Here is a 20,185-nt window from a genome sequence, read left to right on the forward strand (position 1 = left end):
AAAGCCAGAAAGTACAATTCTGAAGCTCGTGCGGTAGTTGGAGGCGGTGCGGTAAGCGTATTTTACGAACAATTGCAGCAAGATTTACCCCAAGGAACGATTGTTTCTGTTGGAGAAGGAGAACAACTCCTAGAAAAACTTCTCCGCAACCAAGAGTTTCGCGACGAGCGTTGCTATGTGGTGGGAGAAAACAACATTAGAGACAGGCTGATTCACGAACAACCAACTCCGATTGAAAAAACTGCCTGTAACTATGACTATATAGAGTCTATTTGGCCTGAATTTAACTACTATCTCCAAGAGAACGACTTTTATATTGGGGTACAAACCAAACGAGGCTGTCCTCACAATTGCTGCTACTGCGTTTATACCGTGGTAGAAGGCAAACAGGTCAGGATCAATCCTGCCGATGAAGTGGTCAAAGAAATGCGCCAGCTTTATGACAGGGGAATCCGCAACTTCTGGTTTACCGACGCTCAATTCATTCCTGCCAAAAAATATATCCCCGATGTTATTGAATTGTTACAAAAAATAGTAGACTCTGGAATGAAAGATATCCATTGGGCTGCATACATCAGGGCAGATAATGTCACGGCAGAAGTGGCAGATCTAATGGTACAAACTGGAATGAACTATTTTGAAATTGGCATTACCAGTGGTTCTCAAGAATTAGTCCGTAAAATGCGTATGGGCTATAACTTGAAAACAGTCTTGCAAAACTGTCGGGACTTAAAAACAGCAGGGTTTAACGATTTAGTATCGGTTAACTATTCTTTTAACGTTATAGATGAAACCGAAGATACTATCAGACAAACTATTGCTTATCACCGAGAGTTAGAAGCCATTTTTGGCGCAGATAAAGTAGAACCAGCTATTTTCTTTATTGGCTTACAACCCCATACCCATTTAGAAGACTATGCTTTTGAGGAAGGAATCTTAAAACCAGGATACAATCCCATGAGCTTGATGCCTTGGACGGCGAAAAAGCTACTGTGGAATCCCGAACCTTTAGGATCTTTCTTTGGGGAAGTGTGCTTGCAAGCCTGGAAACAAAATCCCAACGACTTTGGTAGAGAGGTGATGCAAATTCTAGAGAATAAGTTAGGTAAAGCCCCCCTAGAAGAAGCGTTGACTGCTCCTGTAAAATCGGGTAAACAGAAAATGATTGCTACTGTTTGACAAAACATTATGTTAACCACAGAATGCGTTATCTTGCCAAAATCTAATACATAGAAATTGACGATCGCATTCTATTTAAAAACCAATTTTTACTATGCTGGAAGGTTCGATATTAAGAAGATTAGATGAGGCTCACCGCGACGGTAAGCAACCCTTAAATTTGGGGGTCTATTATAAAAATACGCTGGTTGCTTTATGCCATGCGTTAGAAGATTTTATTTTAGATTCCCATAGCGCGCCGATTGTAATTACCGCCTTCCAGCGCGGTAAGTGGTATCTAGAAGAAGCAGACCGCTATAGTGATTTAGCAGATAAATCTCAGCAGATTGCGATTATGGCTACTGCCGATGCTGGTTTTGAGAGTCATCCTACAAGCCAAAAAAATAATGTTGAGTTGGTAGAACTTCAGCCAGAAGATCCCGTTGCAGAAGAGTGGCATTTAATGATTATTTCTTCCACCTATACTGCAATGGTATTGTGTCAGGAATTATCTGATGAGGATTACGGGGCAAACAAACCTCAAAAAGATTTAGAGCGCAAATTTTATGGTTTTTGGACTTTTGAACCCAAATTAGTCAAAGAAACCGTAGAACTGGCGATCGACCACATTCAAAGTTACAATCCTCAATTAGCCGAGTTATTGTCAGATAAAGTAGCTCGCATGACAGAAGAACACGGCATCAGACAAAGAGACGATCTAGATGCGGTGGTCACCCAAGTAGTCGAATACCTGCAAGACAGCCAAAAAATTCTTCACGAGCCTGCAAAATCATCTAATTTTAGCGGTTTCAGGGATTTAGATGAAAATATTGCTTCTAACAAAATGCAAGCCTTTTTGCGTATGGCTCAGTTACTAGATGCTACGGATGTTAGTAATCCGATGGCAGCTTCTGAAGTAGCAGCAATGGCAGAGGCAATGGCTCAATTGCTAGATCTTCCTGCTTGGCAAGCCAAAAGACTGTACCTTTCGGGATTATTGCACCGTGTTGGTCTCCCAGAAGTAATGAAAGAACGCAATAAACAATCTCAGGCACAGAAAGAAGTTTTAAATAAAAGTAATTCGCTTCCTAAAGCTTCTGTATTGCGAGTAATGCCCCAATTAGAAGCAATATCTAAAATATTAACTCATCAAAGAGAAGCTTGGGATGGCTCGGGAATTCCCGCAGGGTTAGCTTATGATGCAATTCCTCTAGAATCTCGCATCATTTGTTTGTTAGCAGACTTTCAGCAAAAAATGAAAGCATACAAGCAATATTCATTAGATAAAAACCCGCTAACTCAAGCTTTAGAAGATTGTCAGGCTTTAGCAGCCAGAAGATACGACCCTAAGTTACTAGATGCTTTGTCGCTTTTGGTAATGGGAATGCAACAGGGTATGACCCTTCAAGCATATCGTCCCAAAATTGCTACGGGAATCTGGCTGGTAGACTCTAATGACAAAAATTTATCATTAGACATCGAACATTAAATATTTACTAATGACCTTAGATACGATTCGTGCGGGACAAGAAAAACACTTTCCAGGAATAGATTTAGAAGACGAAGACCTAACCCATTGTCAGCTAGAGAAAATTAATTTCGCTGGAGCAAATTTGAGCGGTGTTGATTTTTCTGGTTCTAATCTAAAAGGAGCTAGACTAGATGGAGCAAATTTACTGGGAGCAAGTTTAAAATTAACCGATCTGCGAGCTAACCTTTTAGGTGCTAACTTAATGCAAGCGGATCTTAGTAGTGCCGACTTACGGGGTAGCAATCTTAGGGGAGCAAATTTAATGGGGGCAAAGCTTTCTCGGGCTTCCTTATCAGGGGCATTTTTAAGCGGCGCGAATTTGACTGGGGTAAATCTTACAGGAGTCGATCTTAGAGGTACAGATTTGCGGGGAGTCAATCTCAACAGTGCCAATCTGAAAGGAGCAAACTTGGCTCAAGCAGATTTACAAGGAGCAAACTTGAGCGATACTAATCTCGAAGAAGCAGATTTGCGGGGTGCAAATTTAGCTGGTGCAAATTTGGCTGGTGCTAATCTTCTTTGTGCGGAATTGGAGGGTAGCAATATTGATGGAGCAAATTTGGAGCGAGCTTGTATTTTAGGTACTGCGATCGCTAAGTAAACCCCAGTTTTAGTTCTTAAATGTTGAGGGAGAAGTTGTCAGTCAGATTGAAAAACAGCTATAAATGCACATCAAGCTTAGCAATCATATATTATTCCGCTCCACCAACACTTTTACGTTCTTTCAACTGCCTCAAAATATCTGCATGAACTTCTTGAGTAATGGGATAAAAATAGGTCAAAATCAAACCCATAATTAAAAACATAGTCGGTAGAGGTGCGATCGCAACACGGATAGCGAATAAGGCACTATCTGGCTGTATGGGGATGGCTTCTCCTGGGACTTGTTCGATAAAACCAGATACTTCTAAGGCGATGCCGATCAAAAATAAAGCTAATGCTAAACCTAGTTTTTGTAGGAACACCATAAAACTATAAAAAATACCTTCCCTTCTTTTGCCTGTGTTGAGTTCGTCTAAATCCACCACATCGGGGATCATCGACCAAGGGATGAGATATGCCACAGATACCCCGCATCCTGCCAGAATTGCTGCTATGTAGAGTAAATTGATTTGTCCTGGTTGAATCAGAAATAAGGCTGCTTGTGCCAAAATCCAAATAGCCGAACCCATGCAGTAAACTGCTTTTTTACCGAGTTTTTCGCTCACAAATTTCCAAAAGAATAACATTACTAATGCCGTTCCCTGTACTGCCACTGCTACGGTAGGGAATGCGGCTTCACTCATACCCATCCAAGCCACTACGTAGTAAATCAAAATCGAAGCAGTGGCTTGTACTGCCAGCCACGAACATAAATAAATACCAATTACATATAAAAAAGCTTTATTAGCAAAAGCAATCTTTAATTGTTGAAAGATCGGAATGGTTTCGACATTATTGGCTTCATTCCTGGCAGAGATCGCTTCGGTACTATTGAGGTGGGATTCTATTTTGGCAAAAATCAAGGTTATACCAAAGGCAATAAATTGCACCCCGATTAGTAAGCTACTAATGCCGATGACACTAACTCCATTACTGCCGATTATTTGGGATATACCATAGACAATTCCCACCGCACCCAAAGCAGTTAAAACAAATCCTAATGTTTTCTTCCCCGACTGTTCTAGTAGAGGCGATGCACCCTTTTCTTGGATGCGAAAAGTACACCACAAAACAGCCACGATAGAAATGAGGGTGGAAACCAAACCGATCGCAATAAATCTCTGTTGCAAGTCATCGGGATAGGCTTCGGTAATCAAACCCGCCAAAATTAAAGATAAGATACTGCCACCGATGGAAAAAGCAAAACGAAAACTATTCAAACTAGTCCGTTCGTTATAGTCTTGGGTTAGTTCGGGTGTTAGGGCAGTATAGGGCAAATTAACTACCGTATAGGCTAAATTAAATAGGATAGCGATCGCGATATAGTAAACAAATAAGCACCATTTATTAACTTCAGGATCGGCACTAAAACTAGGCACAATCCATTGTAAAAAAAAGAAAATTCCAAAAGGAATCGCCCCAAACAACATCCAGGGAATGCGCCTTCCCCAACGAGTGCGAGTGCGATCGCTTAAAATTCCTGCCACAGGATCGTTAATGGCATCGCCAATTTTACCAATAGCTAAGATACTACCCGCCAGATTCGGATTTAATCCCGCCACATTAGTAAAAAAATATAACAAGTAAAATACTAAAAGATTGGCTGCGATCGCAGGTCCCATATCCCCCGAACCATAAGCTAATTTAGTAGTAAAATTAAGCTTTTCTCGATCTAATGTCTTCTCGGTAGTATCCAATTTTTTAAATTCCTAATTTTATATGACAGATTTAAACATTACTTGGTCAGAATATCATCATAAAATTGAAACTCTAGCTGTCAAGGTCTATCGTTCTCATTGGCAGTTTAACCAAATTGTCTGTCTGGCAAAAGGAGGTTTGCGAGTTGGGGATATTTTTTGTCGGTTATTTGATGTTCCTTTAGCTATTTTGTCTACTGCTTCCTATGGTGGAGAAAACAATCGCGCTCGCGGCACAATTAAATTTTCAACTCATTTATCTTCTGTCGAACCTCTAAACAGTCGCATTTTATTAGTAGACGATTTAGTCGATTCGGGAGTTAGTTTAAAAGAATCTATTAAATGGTTGCAAGCTAATTATAGCGATTCCATCGTCGATCTTCAGACAGCAGTAATTTGGTACAAAAGTTCTTCTGTAATTGCACCAGATTATTATGTCGATTATTTAGATAATAATCCTTGGATAGTTCAACCTTTTGAAAAATATGAAAAGATGAATATTGCCCAGCTTGCTGGAGATTTTTGTAAAGATTAGGTCAAGAAAATCAGCGATTTTAGGCAAAAAAACATCAAAGCTTTAATAAAACTGCTTAAATTAGTGCGAAAAAACAGTATATTTACGGAAGACATCAATATAGTTTTTCTATTAACTTATATTCTAGTTAAGGAAAAAGTTTAAAAGAAATTAGGAGCGTTGTCAGCCAAACAACACCCCTAAAACCAACCATAGTAGAACCGTTAAGCAATATTATCGAGTCGTAAATTTAGAACTCAGAGAGCTTTTAGTTTAGAGCCTATTAACTCTCTCGTCTGTTTCTATCATAGTTCAGCAATATGGATTAGTGAAGTTTTACAGGCAGTCATAATTAGCCATTTTGCCTGGGAAACCCAGCTTGTCATTGTCTTGTCAGACTATCTTAATTTTTGTTAAGATTCTAGTCTTTTCCGCTATCAATACATAAAAATCTAGAGATATCGTCAGCCAAACAACATCTCTAGAGAATTTTATAGAACTGTTAAGCAATATCTTGATTGAGTCGTAAATTAGGAAGTCCCACAATTGAACCTTGCTTGAAATTCATTTGTCTTTCCTTATCTACTTATTATAAACTTAATAAAATATTTGTTTTTCATTTTGGGCAATTAACTTTACATTTATTTACAAAGTGTTTTTTAGAATAAACTTAGTTGTTGTGGCTGGGGATCGATTCCATTCCAAGGTAATGGAGCAATATTGACCTGTTTTTGATTCAATAAAGAATAAACATATTTTGCCGTAGCTGGGGATCGCACTTCTTGAGGGCAATGAACGAAAAAATAGATTTTTTTTCCTTGACACAACCAATCATTTAGATTAACCGTCCATTTTTCTAGGTAAGATTGATTGTACTGGCGATCGGGATGGCTGATAAAACGGACGAAAGCAGTATTCCCTGTTACCTTAGTTTCTAATGGTAGTCGGGGCTTTTTACGTTGGGATAAAGCCTGGGGATCGTCAGGACAATTATAAATCGGACGGGTATCCAGCAGCACTCTGGCTAAATTAAGTTTGTCTAACAAAGAATTAAGGCGACTGCTATTTTCCTGTTGAAACCAATCTAAATGTCTCACTTCCACTGCTAGAGAATAACCCATCTGGCTACAAGCAGTAAGAAACTCTGTCAAATCGGCAAAATATTGCGGACTATAGCTAGGGGGTAGTTGAATAAAAGAAGTACCCAAGCGTTCGCCCAATCCAGCCATTCTGTCTAAAAAAGCGATCGCGCGATCGATGCGAGGCATTAGTAAGCCTTGATGGGTAATTTGACGGTGGAATTTGGGACAAAATTTAAAACCTTTGGGAGTTTGAACTACCCATTTTTGAATTGTTTCTGGGGAAGGAATGGCATAAAAAGTGGTATTTCCTTCTACTGTAGTAAAACGTCGGCTATATAAATTTAAAAAATCTGTGGGACGACTTTTTGGAGGATATAAATTACCAACCCATTCTTTATAAGACCATACCGCACAGCCTAAATAAAAATTCACTTGCTATCTCTTGTATATCTATTTACTTATTTATATTAAAATCCGAAAGGCGTTTACCCCGAGCCAAACGGGGCAAGCCCAGATCGGTGACCTGGGCAAGGGAACGGGCGAGTTGCTCAAGAAAAGCAAACTATCAGTCAACGAGTTTATTCTTTGAACCGTAAAGCTTTGGCTAATTTCTTGTCCTTAGCTGAAAGCTTATTTGCTCGAGGTCAATCTAGTCATAAAATTTTGGAGTTACTTATGCCTGCTTAAAATCGCTTTTCTCTCCATTTCAACTCCAATTTTGCCCAGTCGTGTTAAATAACGTTTGACTTCTCCTATTACTAAAACAATGGAAGTCGAACCAGTAATAATCAGCCAATCTTTTAGGGATAAAGGAACGGTGCGGAAGACATTACCACCAAATTGAATAATTAGGATTTGTCCGAAAAAGATTACTGAGGCGATCGCAACAAAGGCTTTATTTTGGAACAACCCTTTAAATGCCGATTGAGTCGAACCCAGACAACGGGCGTTGAACATATTCCAAAACTGCAACATCACAAAGGTAGTAAAAAATAGGGATAGTTCGTAGGTGGTTATTTCCCCATCTCTGCCGATGTAGAGTAGGAAGCCAGTTAAGATTGCTAGGAAACTAAAACCAACAGTAGCAATATTCCGTAACATCTCTGGGGAGATAATAAAGGCATCCTTGTGGCGGGGAGTGCGATCGATTACTTTGGGGTTAGGTGGTTCGGTTGCTAAGGCTAAGGCAGCAAAGGTATCCATGATTAGGTTTACCCACAGCATTTGAGTCACGGTTAGGGGTAAGGCTACGCCAATAAAAGGGGCGAGAAGAACTATTCCCAAGGCAGCGACATTGATAGTAAGTTGGAAGAGAATAAACCTCTGGATGTTTTCATAAAGCGATCGCCCCCAGATGACGGAATTAACAATACTGCCAAAGGAATCGTTGAGTAAAATAATGTCGCTGGCTTCTTTAGCGATCGCAGTACCGCTACCCATTGCTAATCCGACTTGTGCTTGTTTTAATGCTGCTGCATCGTTTGTACCGTCGCCTGTCACCCCTACGACTTCGCCGTTGGCTTGGAGTAATTTAACTAGGCGTAGTTTATCCATCGGGCGGGCGCGGGATAATACTTTGAGTTCTTTGGCTGCAATCTGTGCTTCTTCATCGTTGAGGTTATTAAACTCTTTTCCAGTCAGATAAGCGTATTGGTTTTCATTAGTAGAAGTTAAACCAATTTGATGGGCGATTTCTTTGGCGGTGGCTGGATTATCCCCTGTGACAATTTTGACTTCAATACCTGCATTCTGACAGCTTTGCACTGCGTCGGGTACTTCTTCTCGGATCGGATCTGCGATCGCAACAAAACCAAGCCAAGTAAGATTACTAATATTATTCTTCTCGTCGTTATGAGTTAAATCACGATAAGCAACAGCAAGAGATCGCATTCCTCGCTGTTGATAGGTTTGTAACTGGGCTAAAATTGCAGCGGGATTATTTAGGGGTTTTAAACCTGACTCGGTAAGAATACGACTGCAACGATTTAGAACTAGTTCGGGCGCGCCTTTGAGATATAAGACATCGTTATTTTTGATCGCTGACTTACCCAAAGTTGCCATGTATTTATTTCTAGTAGAAAAAGGAATTTGTTCTCGAATCAGAAAATTATGACGATAGCGGTTATATTGCAGATTTCGTTCGGCTAGCCAGAGTAATAAAGCCCCTTCGGTGGCGTTACCAATAGATTGTAAAGAACTATCAGCAAGAATTTCCAAGTCAGCAGTACTGTTAGCTGCGATCGCTTCGGCGATTAATTGTTGAGCATCGTGACGTACATCAGCTAGGGAAGAATTGAGACTGGGAAAATCGGCATGACTTACTTTCATTTTATTTTGAGTCAGCGTACCAGTTTTATCGGAACAAATTACCGTAGTCGCCCCAATAGTTTCGCAAGCGTGCATCCGACGCACTAAGTTATTATCGGCTGCCATTTTTCTCATACTGTATGCTAACGATAGGGTGACACTCATTGCCAACCCTTCAGGTACTGCCACGACAATGATGGTGACTGCAACCATAAAATACTCTAATAAAGCATTAGCTAAATGAGCGGGCAGCCATTCATTAAGGGAACTAGGTAGAAGATGGACGACATAGCCAAAACCAATACCTGTAACCAAAATTCCCAAACCGACAAGCGCAGTCTTCAACCAAGTAACTAGTTCGATTTCTGACAGCCAAGGGGGAGGCTCGATTTCTTTGCCAGCAAGTTCTAAGCCATCGTAAATTACAGGAAGCCAGACGGGAATTAAGATAGCAAGTACGGCAACGATCGATAAACTCAAACGATACCATTCGGCAACAGTAAGGCTATATTCACCCATAATAAATCCTCTGGTGAGTAGGGCGATAAAAGTTAGGGTAGCAAACCCCAAACCAGTGACACCAATTAACTTACTTAACTTCTCTAGTTGCAGATTGAGAGGCGTTACCAATTCATCATCAATACTAGTAGCAGCTTGGGCTAATTGTCCGATTTCGGTACTGTCGCCCACTGCGATAATCTCGATATAGGCTTGTCCGCGATCTACTAAGGTACTGCGATAAACTCTATTAGCGGGATAAGTTTCGTCGCTATTTTCTAGATTTGCTTGATTTGATTTCCGCACTGCGATCGCTTCTCCCGTAATTCGCGATTGATCTACATAAAAAGATACGTCGGATAAAATAATGCCATCTGCGGGTACTTCTTCTCCCTGTTCGAGATAAATAATATCTCCTACTACCAAATCTTGACGGGGTATAGTAGTAAAACTAGAGTTACGAATAACTTTTGTCGGAATAGTATCGGCTACCCGATTTAAAACATCAAACTCTTTATCCGCTTGATATTCATTAATAAAAGCCAGGGTAGTTGCTAACAGAATAGCAGCAATAATACCAATTCCCTCGACATAGTTATGTTGAACTATCCCTACCGCGATCGCAATTATCGCAGCGATACCCAAAATTTGAATTACAGGATCTTCAAATTTCTCTAGAAATAATTGCCACCAAGGATTTTTTTGAGGAGGCTTGAGTATATTTAAACCGTGTTTTTGACGGCTGATTTCTACCTGTTCGGTGGTTAATCCTTTAAAAGGAAAATTATTGTTTGTTAGTTTTGTTTGTGTTTGCATTTTCGTTAGTTGTTAGTCGTTAGTCGTTAGTCGTTAGTTGTTAGTTGTTAGTCATTAGTCGTTAGTTGTTAGTCGTTAGTTGTTCGATGCTTAAAACTCAATGTTTAGAACCGTATTTCCAATTGAAGCCAAATTTGTAATGGTTATCGGCTGCAATATGGTTTTTGAAATATCTTTCTTCTTTGGTAATCTTGACAGTCGAACCGCGATTGATAATACTAGCGGCGGCACAAAAAGTCGTGTTGCGAGCCAGCGCGTTGCGGGTCTGTGACCCGTTGAAGCGACTGGCGAGGGCGCGATCGGGATTATTTAACTCTAAGAAAACCTTTTCACCATTGCTAATATCGAAAGACATTCTGCCACCAACTGATTGAAAATCCTTTGCCCCTTCGTAGATAAAGGCAAAAAAGACAATCCGTTTAATCATCTCTGGACGATAGACGGTCATATTTTCTCCATCCGAAGACGCGCCAGTGCGATCGTCTTTATCCAACAAAATAAAAGGAAAAGCATCTTTTGCACCGAAACTATTTCCTAATGGTTGAATCACTCCTTTTAAGCCGTTAGTAGTTTCATACATACAACCAAGATCCAAATCTGGTGCTTTATTTATAGCGAATAAACTACTAATAAATCCAGTCCGATCGTTTTGTCGATCCCAATTAAGATTGACGCGAATATCTAATGGTTGAGTATGGTGTTTATTGAGGTCAATTTGATGAAAATCACCCTTTTTTATTAATGAAATAGCCATTGCTTCAATTTATTAGTGTAGAAAATGATTAAGGGTTAAAGATTAATCAGAAAAAGAAAAGGCAAAGGCTAAAAGCTAATAGCTAATAGCTGACAGCTACGAGCGATATCACTTTGAACTTCACCAATTACTTCCCAGCGATCCTATTGATATCGATTCAATAATCCTTGCAAACCACCTTGCGATCCAATACCGATCGCTTGTATTTTCCATTCCCCACGTTCTCGATATAATTCCGCCATAGTTATGGCAGTTTCGGTAGAAAAGTCTTCCGAGAGGTTGTAGCGCACTACTTCTCGGCTATCTTTAGCGTTAACTACCCGCACAAAGGAATTTTCTACTTGTCCGAAGTTTTGCTGTCTTTCCAAGGCTTCGTGAATGGTTACGGTAATGACAATCTTGTCTACTTCAGTAGGCACTAGTTTGAGGTTGACTTTAATTACCTCATCGTCTCCATCGCCACTACCAGTTAAGTTGTCTCCTGCGTGTTCGACGGATTTATGTAAATCTGGACTAACCAAATTGTTATAAAAAACAAAGTGATAGTCGCTAACTAGTTTGCCGTTACTCCCCAACAAAAACGCTGACGCATCCAAATCGAAGTCGTAGCCATTGTCGCTAATATTCACATCCCAACCCAAACCGATAAACACCTCGGTTAAGCCTGGAACTACTTTAGCTAGGGAAATTTTTTGTCCTTTATAAAGACTGAGTGCCATAATTGTTGTTCTCCTGAATCTTAAATCAGCACGAATGATTTTTCTTAGACGAACGTGCTGTTAACTAGCAAAAAGTATTACCTTGCAATGCAATATCTGGTTACGCAGGTATTACTCCTTTGCTTTCCATCAATAGTAAACTCACTCTAAATCGCCAAACAAGACAAAAATGTCAGTTTTTTATAAATAGCGATATTTAAACTAGATAAGTGAGGTATGAAGAGTTCTTTTTGAATCAAAAAATATGTTTATTAAAAAACCAATAAAATTTAATCTCACAAAAATCACAAAAGTGAGAAACACAAGCAAAAAAAAGCAAAGCAGAAAACTCAACTTTGCAATTATTAATTATTAATTATTAATTATTAATTATTAATTATCTTCCCATTCCCACATAACGCAAGCCAGCCGCTTCCACTTTAGAACGATCTAAGAAATTACGTCCGTCAATAATTAAAGGATTCGCCATTAACTTAGCCATTTTGGTAAAATCGAGTTTGCCAAATTCTTTCCAGTCGGTAACTAAAACTACCGCATCGCAAGCATCAGCTAGCATTTCGGCGTTAGTTTCAATAATGACATTAGACAAACCGTGACTCAGCCCAGATTGGGAAACAATGGGATCGTAAGCTTTAACTCTCGCACCGAGACGATTTAGCTGTTCGATCAAATCCAACGCGGGTGCGTCTCTCATATCATCAGTATCGGGTTTGAAAGTTAGACCCAATAAACCAATAGTTTTACCCTTAAGAATTTTTAGCTCGTTTTGAAGTTTCTCTAAAGCTAATAAACGCTGACGTTGGTTGACGTTAATTGCTGCTTTGAGTAACTCCGACTCATAACCATAGTCATCAGCAGTATGTACCAATGCAGATACGTCTTTAGGAAAACAAGAACCACCCCAACCAATACCAGCACTGAGGAATTTGCCACCAATACGCGAATCTAAACCAATACCTTTAGCCACTTGGGTTACATCTGCACCAACACGATCGCAAATATTAGCTACTTCGTTGATAAAACTAATTTTAGTTGCAAGGAAAGAGTTTGCGGCGTATTTGATCATCTCAGCCGAACTAAGATCGGTGACCACAACTGGTACGGGAGGTAAATTTTTGTCTTCTGCAAATTCTCTGGTTACAAGAGGTTTATAAAGTTCTTGCATCATGGAAATGGCTTTTTCGCTGTTCCCGCCTAAAACAATGCGATCGGGATTAAAAGTGTCATATACTGCAGAACCTTCCCGCAAAAATTCGGGATTACTTACTACATCAAAACTAGGCTCAACATTGCTACCAGATTCCTTGTTACCATCGAGAACGATCATTCTCACCCAGTCACCAGAACCAATGGGTACGGTAGACTTGTTAACAATTACTTTATATTCATCTGTTAAATGAGTCCCAATGCCACGAGCTACTGCTTCTACATAGCGGGTATCACTTTCTCCAGTGGGTAGGGGAGGAGTACCTACTGCAATATATAAGATTTCTCCGTGAGATACACCCTTTGCCAAATCGGAGGTAAAAGTCAACTTACCAGATTCGGCTGAAGATTTCATTAATTCTGATAAGCCAGGCTCATAAATAGGAGATTGTCCCGACTGCATCAACTTAACTTTCTCTTCGTTGTTATCAACACAGATTACATCGTGTCCGATATGAGACAAACAAACACCCGTAACCAAACCGACATATCCAGTACCAATAACGCAAACACGCATAAACTTCTTTAACCTCTTGTATTTTTGTTTGTTGTGTATTTAGTAGGTTCAAATCCCTCGATTCTACCTATCCAAATAATCTTGCTTAATGTATGTACTTCTCGAACCTACTTTTTATATGAATAAAAAATGAAATTTTATTCATATTTGACTTTATTTTTCTAGTCAATTCTGATTCATTAGTGCCAGAAGTCTTTCTATGCTTCGCCCTTCTCAATACGAGAACGGAAATCTTCAATTGTAAACTTTAATCCTTCTGTCAAATTTACTTTTGGTTCCCAACCTAATAAAGTTTTCGCTTTAGTAATATCGGGCTGTCTTTGTAAGGGATCGTCTTGAGGAAGGGGTTTGAAAGTCAATTCAGCATCGGGATTAACCATTTTTTGAATAGTTTCTGCCAATTGTAGAATTGTATATTCCCCAGGATTACCAATATTAATTGGTCCAATATGGTCGCCGTTCATTAAGCGCATCATACCGTCAATTAAATCTGATACATAACAGAAACTACGGGTTTGTGAACCATCGCCATAAACAGTTAGAGGAATTCCTTTGAGAGCTTGAACGATAAAATTGCTAACTACACGACCGTCATTTTCAAACATTCGAGGACCGTAGGTATTAAAAATACGCATGACTCGAATATCAACACCATTTTGACGATGGTAGTCGAAAGCTAGGGTTTCGGCAACTCTTTTTCCTTCGTCATAACAACTGCGAATACCAATGGTGTTTACGTTACCACGATATTCTTCGGTTTGAGGATGTACGTCAGGATCGCCATAGACCTCAGAAGTAGAAGCTAACAAGAATCTGGCATCGACTCGCTTAGCTAACCCCAACATATTTAATGTTCCAATAACATTAGTTTTAATAGTTTTAACGGGATTATACTGATAGTGAATTGGAGAAGCAGGACAAGCAAGGTGATAGATTTGATCTACTTCTAAACGAATTGGTTCGGTAATATCGTGACGAATTAGCTCGAAATAAGGATTGTCCAGCCAATGTCTAATATTACGTTTATGACCAGTGAAAAAATTATCCAAACAGATCACGTCATGACCTTGCTTCATCAGGCGATCGATCAGATGGGACCCCAGAAAACCAGCACCGCCAGTTACTAATACTCTCATGGAATTAGATTTATAATTTAACTATATTCAGAACTAATCTTAAACCAAGGTAGCAAGGTTGGAAATAATCAGTTTCTTAACATCTTTGACTTACGTTTGTGTTTTTGAGATAAAACTATTGACTAGTTGTACGTGGTGTTACGTCGAGCGTAGGGACGATGGATACTAGCGATCGCTTGTTGTAAATCTGCTACAGACATACAAGTTCCGCCTTTTGCCCCTGCCATAGTGGTGATGTGTTCTTCCATTAAAGTCCCACCAATATCGTTACATCCTCCGTCGAGAGCCTGTTTTGCTCCTGCCAAACCAATCTTGACCCAACTTGGTTGATGGTTGACGATCCACTGTCCTAAAAAGATTCTCGACACTGCTGTTAAATGCAATATATCAGGGATATGGGGTTGATCTCTACCAACTCTCTTCCGCAACGGTGCGGGAGCTTCTTCTCCCACGAAAGGTAAGATAATGAACTCGGTGATTTTGGCAGGATAGTTATTGGCGATCGCTTTTTGCTGTAGTTGTCGCAATTTATTTAGATGTTCGATTTGCTGTTGTGGGGTTTCTACATGACCAGCCAGCATAGTACTAGTGGTGGGTATGCCCAACTGATGAGCCAAGCTAATTATTTCTAGCCAAGTCCCACTATCTATTATTTCAGGACAAATTATATTTCTGACGCGATCGTCCAAAATTTCGGCGGCAGTCCCTGGCATCGAACCCAATCCCGCGCTTTTGAGAGCTAACATAACTTTTTGGTAGCTAAGACCATCTTCTCTGGCGATAAACTGAATTTCTTGCGGAGAAAAGGCATGAAGGTGTAAATCGGGGAAATTGCTTTTAAGGTCTTCAACTAGTTTGAGATAATAAGCCAAAGATTTTCCCTTGAGTTTTGCCTGGGGATTTAGTCCCCCTTGCATACATATCTCTGTCGCTCCAATGGTGACTGCTTCGGCAGCTTTAGCGAGAATTTGCTCTGTATTGAGCCAAAAAGAACCTTCTTCTCCCGCATCCCGCCGAAAAGCACAAAAACTACAATGTTGCTCGCAGATATTGGTAAAGTTGATATTGCGGTTAATTACATAAGTTACAGTATCTCCTACCTGTTGCTGTCTAAGAAGATTAGCAGTTTCTGAGATCCTTTGTCTTACTTCTGGATCTTGCTGTTGAATTAAACTAATCCCTTCTGCTACAGAAATGTCTTGTCCTGCGATCGCTTTAGCTAATATATCTGTAACTATATTCGTATTCTTAACTCGATAAACCACTTGTTTATTAAATCAAACTATTAAAATATTTTTAGCTTATAGTATTCGGTCGTGTTGAAGATATAACTATGTATAAATTTGCTGCTGCTGCCGAACGAGAGAAAATTGTTTTTGGTGCTGCAAAACCAAAATATTCAGCCAAATCAGTCGAGGGTTGGCTTGATTTGATGAAAACCCAACACATAAAGCGCGTATGTTGTTTATTAGAACCCAAAACTTTGAATAGATACGAAATCGATCTATTAGCAAGGTATCGACAACAGCTTTCTGATAAATCGGTTTTATGGCAACCAATTCCAGATTTTCAAATTCCTCGGTCTAAAGTTTTGATTGAGAAAATTATACCTTTTCTTCAAGACAGCGATCGCCTAAAACAAAAAGTAGTAGTACATTGTGCTGGTGGTAGAGGGCGTACGGGAATAGTTTTAGCTGCTTGGCTTGTCAGTCAGCGAGGAATGTCCAATCGACAAGCTTTGGTTGCTGTCAGGGAACAAAAAAGACTACCGCAAGAAGCCGTGTTTGCTGCTTTGCTATGGGGAAAAAATCCTTGGCAAGTCAGACAACAATTAGAAGAACTACTAAAAGATTGTCGTGCTGCTTTTAATTAATCATACTATTTCCAGTTTTGTTCTGCTCGTTCTAAAACGTATGCACTAACATCGGCTATTTCTGGCTGAGTTAATTTATCGCCATAAGCAGACATGATACCTTTACCATTAGTTACCAATTCTACAATCCCTTCTTGAGTATCCACTTGATAACGATGTAAAGCTTTCATTTTTAAATTCTTACCTCGCCTGACGATGTTTCCCCCCTTGACATGACAGCCAGCGCAATTAGCCTTAAATATCTTTGCGCCATTATCTAAATTGAGTAATGTATCCCCTAAAGTCGGAGTACTGAGAAAAAATAAGACAGCAGACAAGGCGATCGCAATTATGGCTAATTTACGAGCTATCCCATTAAAAATTTTGGTTAACATAATTTTGTTTTTGAGATAAATTACCCGTTAACCTCTGGTAATCTTGATGTGATTCATAATGCGATTTTTACGATCTTGCTTGTTACCAGCCGTTAAATCGTAATTTCCTTTAGAACGTTCTATATGCTCTTGGCGACTTTGTTTGGTACTAGAAATTTGAGTGGAGTCAGCTTCTGGATCATAGTTTTGGGGTAGACGCTGAAAATTAATTTCACCCCCAGAGCTTTTAGCTAGATGCTCTCGGATGCGCTTTTTGTTATCGGATGCCATAGGTGATTTTTGCTCAATAGTATAGTGTTATCTATATTGTTACCGATTTTGCGACTTAATTAAACGCATTATCTTCAAGAGACAACTAGTAACATTTTGGGGAATTAATCTTTTACTTCTGTTGCTAATACCAAAGGCTCGATTTCCACACCAAGATCGAAAGTCAGATTGCTAGCAATGCGATCGCGAATTAATTTGGCTATCAGTTGATTGAGACGATACATTTCAGGACAAGCATTAAAACGATACTTGACATCAATAACCCGTTGTTTTTTGCGAATAATGTTTTGAGAGTTTTTCTTTCTTTGGTCTACTTGTTTGCTGCGGTTGCGCAGAAAGATATCTGGTTTATGGTCGCGGTTTTTAGGATCGGGTAGGTTTTCAGACAAAGGATTGCGCCAATATCCCTTATAGTTTTCGCTTTTAGGATTTTTGAACAGTTTAAAACTATCGAGAGTGGGAATATATAACGAATAGAATTGTCCTTCTTTAACTACTTGAAAACATCCCCAGTCTTTTTCCTGACGATCTAGCAAAATATTGAGACTTAATTCTAAAGAAGGTAAATCGGTAAGGGAGGTAGGATATGGCTGTTGATCGCTAGTCATAATTAAAATCTAAATATTCCAAGGGATAACAATTATTTTTTCCAGGGTAATTTAGTACCCATTTCGGTAGCTGCTGAAAATATTAAATAGAGGATTAATAATCCTATTCCCCCTAGAAACGGAATCAAATCGCTATCCATAGTAATTTATTCAGTCTGAGATTCAATCTTTCATAATACTCTGCCAAGGAATCAAAAAGAATTACCATAGAGAATATATTTAAGAAGCTAGCATGGTTTATGGTTAATCTCAGTTCCTCTCCTGTCTTTCAATCTGGCGATCGCAATCCTCAAGATGACTTCGCTATTACCTTCGCCCCTCTTGACATAGCAGAAACCTATAACCTAGCGGACGATCCAGCTAATGGGGCAATAGTAGTGATGAGTGGTACAGTACGCAATCAGACAGACGGTGAACCAGTAGAGTATCTAGAATATCAAGCCTATCAGCCGATGGCGATCGCTGTCTTTGATTCCATTGCCCAAAAAATCAGACAGCAATGGCAAGATGTCAACCGAGTTGTGATTCACCATCGAATCGGCAAGCTCGCGATTGGAGAAATTAGCGTCATTGTTGCCGTAGGTTGCCCCCATCGGGGAGAAGCATTTGAAGCCTGTCGGTATGCGATCGATACTTTAAAACATAATGCTCCAATTTGGAAGAAAGAGTACAGTATGGTGTTTGATTCGGAAACTGGTAAAAAAGTTGTTTCTGGTTCTTGGGTTTCTATTGGTGCTTGCGAACAACAAGATTGTTAAATCTGTTCGATCTCTCCTTCTGCTTGATTGGCAACCCCTTTAAGGCGATCGATAATTTGAGAATCTACATCTTGCCATAACCCTCTTTGGTGGGCTTCTAAGAGTCTTTCTGCCATATCTCGTAACGCCCAAGGATTTTTAGCTTGAATAAATTCTTGAACTTTCTCGTCAAAAATATAAGCCTTTGCCACTCCTTCATACATAAAATCTGCCACGCAATTAGCAGTAGCATCGTAGGCAAATAAATAATCTACTGTAGCTGCCATTTCAAACGCCCCTTTATAGCCGTGACGCATCACTCCTGCGATCCATTTCGGGTTAATAACTCGCGATCGATAAACTCTGGCTATTTCTTCAGTTAACTTACGCACTCTGGGGTTAACTGGTTGAGAATTATCGCCAAAATAAACAGTGGGATTTTGACCCGTTAGGCTACGCACCGCAGCCGTCATCCCCCCTTGGAATTGATAGTAATCGTCGGAGTCTAGTAAATCGTGTTCGCGATTATCTTGATTGTGCAGGACAATCTGTAGCTGTTTTAAACGCCGTTGAAAAGATTCGGGTACAGCATAACCTTGACCGCTACCATCGTAGTCGTAAGAACTCCAATTGAGATAAGCTCTAGCTAAATCTGCGTCACTCTGCCAATTTTGCCCTTCGATCAATCCTTGCATTCCCGCCCCATAAGCACCAGGCTTTGAGCCAAACACCCGATAGCCTGCCCGTTTCTGGGCTGTTTCTGAGTCTATGCCCTGTAATTCTAATAATTCTCGTTCCTGTTTGACTAGATCCGATAAAGGATTGATTTCTGCTGACTCTGGCAAATCGGCAACGGTTTGGGTGATTTTATTGAGTAGATTAATAATATTGAGAAAAGAATCTCTAAAAAAGCCCGATACCCTAACAGTCACATCAACGCGGGGGCGATTTAATAAAGATGCGGGTAAAACTTCAAAATCTACCACTCGACGGGAAATACCATCCCATACTGGTCTAACTCCCATTAATGCCATTACCTGGGCAATATCATCTCCCCCAGTCCGCATAGTGGAAGTACCCCAAATGGAAATAGCCAAAGATTGGGGATATTCGCCATTTTCCTGAGTATAGCGTTCGATAACTGCTTCTGCTGCTTTGCTCCCTACTTCCCAAGCTGTTTCTGTCGGAATGCCGCGAATATCGACGGAATAAAAGTTACGTCCCGTCGGCAATACCTCTGGTCTACCCCTAGTTGGCGCGCCCGATGCCCCACTTGGTATATATTCGCCGTCTAAAGCTCGAATGAGATTGATAATTTCGCGCTCGCTTTGGCTGAGATTGGGTAATAAAGTATTGGTTATCCAGTCTATTTGGTCAGAAATCTTAGAGGAGCGTTTCTCGAAACGCCCGTACAGAGGTTTGTTCTGAATTACGTTATCTACAAGATCGATCGCTATATTCTCCAAAATTGCGATCGCATCTCCTTTATTTCTCGCCTCTTGTAATTGCTTTCTATAATTATCCCAGCCTCCCAGTCTCCCAGTCTCCCAGTCTCCCAGTCCCCCAGCCCAGTCTTCCGAAAGAGGATCGAAATCAAAACCTAAATCCTGGGCAATGGCTTGAGTAAGACCGATACGGTTATAACTAGGCGAACGAGCGATCGCAATTATTAAATCTCTCAATTGTTCTTGTTGGGGACATTCCCCAAAGATATGCAAACCATCTCTAATTTGGGCTTCTTTTAAT

At 40.0% G+C, this 20,185-nt stretch carries 18 protein-coding genes; 6 read left to right on the forward strand and 12 right to left on the reverse strand.

The features are described 5' to 3' along the window. The 3 genes from AC33VI_RS16690 to AC33VI_RS16700 form a co-directional block, all read left to right on the forward strand. Window positions 1-1,179, forward strand: a 1,179-nt coding sequence (locus AC33VI_RS16690) for a photosystem II high light acclimation radical SAM protein (RefSeq protein WP_491783389.1), incomplete at its 5' end; no start/stop codon positions are given. 94 nt (window positions 1,180-1,273) lie between these two features. Then, window positions 1,274-2,647, forward strand: a complete 1,374-nt coding sequence (locus AC33VI_RS16695) for a DICT sensory domain-containing protein (RefSeq protein WP_491783390.1) — start codon at window positions 1,274-1,276, stop codon at window positions 2,645-2,647. Between the two features lie 10 nt (window positions 2,648-2,657). Further along, the gene (locus AC33VI_RS16700; protein WP_491783391.1) at window positions 2,658-3,290 is read left to right on the forward strand and encodes a pentapeptide repeat-containing protein; all 633 of its coding nucleotides are present in this window, start codon (window positions 2,658-2,660) and stop codon (window positions 3,288-3,290) included. 91 nt (window positions 3,291-3,381) lie between these two features. Here the strand turns inward: AC33VI_RS16700 and AC33VI_RS16705 are convergent, their stop codons facing one another. Further along, window positions 3,382-4,953 (reverse strand): MFS transporter, encoded by a 1,572-nt coding sequence (locus AC33VI_RS16705; protein WP_491783406.1) that lies wholly within the window; start codon window positions 4,951-4,953, stop codon window positions 3,382-3,384. A gap of 97 nt (window positions 4,954-5,050) precedes the next feature. Between AC33VI_RS16705 and AC33VI_RS16710 the strand changes: the two genes are divergently transcribed. Next, the gene (locus tag AC33VI_RS16710; RefSeq protein ID WP_491783392.1) at window positions 5,051-5,563 is read left to right on the forward strand and encodes a phosphoribosyltransferase; all 513 of its coding nucleotides are present in this window, start codon (window positions 5,051-5,053) and stop codon (window positions 5,561-5,563) included. 638 nt (window positions 5,564-6,201) lie between these two features. Here the strand turns inward: AC33VI_RS16710 and AC33VI_RS16715 are convergent. The 7 genes from AC33VI_RS16715 to cofH form a co-directional block, all read right to left on the reverse strand. Further along, window positions 6,202-7,056, reverse strand: coding sequence for a DUF72 domain-containing protein (locus AC33VI_RS16715; RefSeq protein ID WP_491783393.1), 855 nt, complete (start codon window positions 7,054-7,056; stop codon window positions 6,202-6,204). Between the two features lie 237 nt (window positions 7,057-7,293). After that, window positions 7,294-10,245 carry a calcium-translocating P-type ATPase, PMCA-type gene (locus AC33VI_RS16720; protein WP_491783394.1) on the reverse strand — a complete coding sequence of 984 codons (2,952 nt, stop codon included), beginning with the start codon at window positions 10,243-10,245 and terminating at the stop codon, window positions 7,294-7,296. Between the two features lie 97 nt (window positions 10,246-10,342). Beyond that, window positions 10,343-10,999, reverse strand: coding sequence for a tellurium resistance protein TerA (locus AC33VI_RS16725; RefSeq protein ID WP_491783395.1), 657 nt, complete (start codon window positions 10,997-10,999; stop codon window positions 10,343-10,345). A 143-nt stretch (window positions 11,000-11,142) separates the two neighbouring features. Continuing rightward, on the reverse strand, window positions 11,143-11,718 hold the full coding sequence (locus AC33VI_RS16730) for a TerD family protein (protein ID WP_491783396.1): 576 nt from the start codon (window positions 11,716-11,718) through the stop codon (window positions 11,143-11,145). A 376-nt stretch (window positions 11,719-12,094) separates the two neighbouring features. Further along, entirely contained in the window at window positions 12,095-13,441 is a 1,347-nt protein-coding gene (locus AC33VI_RS16735; protein ID WP_491783397.1) for a UDP-glucose dehydrogenase family protein, read from the reverse strand. Window positions 13,442-13,638: 197 nt separating this feature from the next. Then, window positions 13,639-14,577, reverse strand: a complete 939-nt coding sequence (locus tag AC33VI_RS16740; RefSeq protein ID WP_491783398.1) for a UDP-glucuronic acid decarboxylase family protein — start codon at window positions 14,575-14,577, stop codon at window positions 13,639-13,641. 122 nt (window positions 14,578-14,699) lie between these two features. Next, window positions 14,700-15,842 (reverse strand): 7,8-didemethyl-8-hydroxy-5-deazariboflavin synthase subunit CofH, encoded by a 1,143-nt coding sequence (gene cofH, locus AC33VI_RS16745; protein WP_491783399.1) that lies wholly within the window; start codon window positions 15,840-15,842, stop codon window positions 14,700-14,702. A gap of 68 nt (window positions 15,843-15,910) precedes the next feature. On the opposite strand from cofH, the gene AC33VI_RS16750 reads away from it, so the two are divergent. Then, a complete protein-coding gene (locus AC33VI_RS16750; protein WP_491783400.1) occupies window positions 15,911-16,450 on the forward strand; it encodes a protein-tyrosine phosphatase family protein in 540 nt (179 codons plus the stop codon). 5 nt (window positions 16,451-16,455) lie between these two features. Here the strand turns inward: AC33VI_RS16750 and AC33VI_RS16755 are convergent, their stop codons facing one another. The 3 genes from AC33VI_RS16755 to AC33VI_RS16765 all read right to left on the reverse strand — a co-directional run bounded on the left by AC33VI_RS16755 (window position 16,456) and on the right by AC33VI_RS16765 (window position 17,702). Beyond that, entirely contained in the window at window positions 16,456-16,824 is a 369-nt protein-coding gene (locus tag AC33VI_RS16755; protein ID WP_491783401.1) for a c-type cytochrome, read from the reverse strand. A 27-nt stretch (window positions 16,825-16,851) separates the two neighbouring features. Further along, window positions 16,852-17,094 carry a hypothetical protein gene (locus AC33VI_RS16760; protein ID WP_491783402.1) on the reverse strand — a complete coding sequence of 81 codons (243 nt, stop codon included), beginning with the start codon at window positions 17,092-17,094 and terminating at the stop codon, window positions 16,852-16,854. 104 nt (window positions 17,095-17,198) lie between these two features. Further along, window positions 17,199-17,702 (reverse strand): hypothetical protein, encoded by a 504-nt coding sequence (locus AC33VI_RS16765; RefSeq protein ID WP_491783403.1) that lies wholly within the window; start codon window positions 17,700-17,702, stop codon window positions 17,199-17,201. 239 nt (window positions 17,703-17,941) lie between these two features. Here AC33VI_RS16765 and AC33VI_RS16770 point away from each other — a divergent pair, with 239 nt between their 5' ends. Then, window positions 17,942-18,460 carry a molybdenum cofactor biosynthesis protein MoaE gene (locus AC33VI_RS16770; protein WP_491783404.1) on the forward strand — a complete coding sequence of 173 codons (519 nt, stop codon included), beginning with the start codon at window positions 17,942-17,944 and terminating at the stop codon, window positions 18,458-18,460. Here the strand turns inward: AC33VI_RS16770 and AC33VI_RS16775 are convergent. Then, on the reverse strand, window positions 18,457-20,185 hold a 1,729-nt coding region (locus AC33VI_RS16775; RefSeq protein WP_491783405.1), incomplete at its 5' end, for a cobaltochelatase subunit CobN. The two genes, AC33VI_RS16770 and AC33VI_RS16775, sit on opposite strands and share 4 nt — an antisense overlap.

This window comes from Waterburya sp. (genome assembly GCF_058530065.1).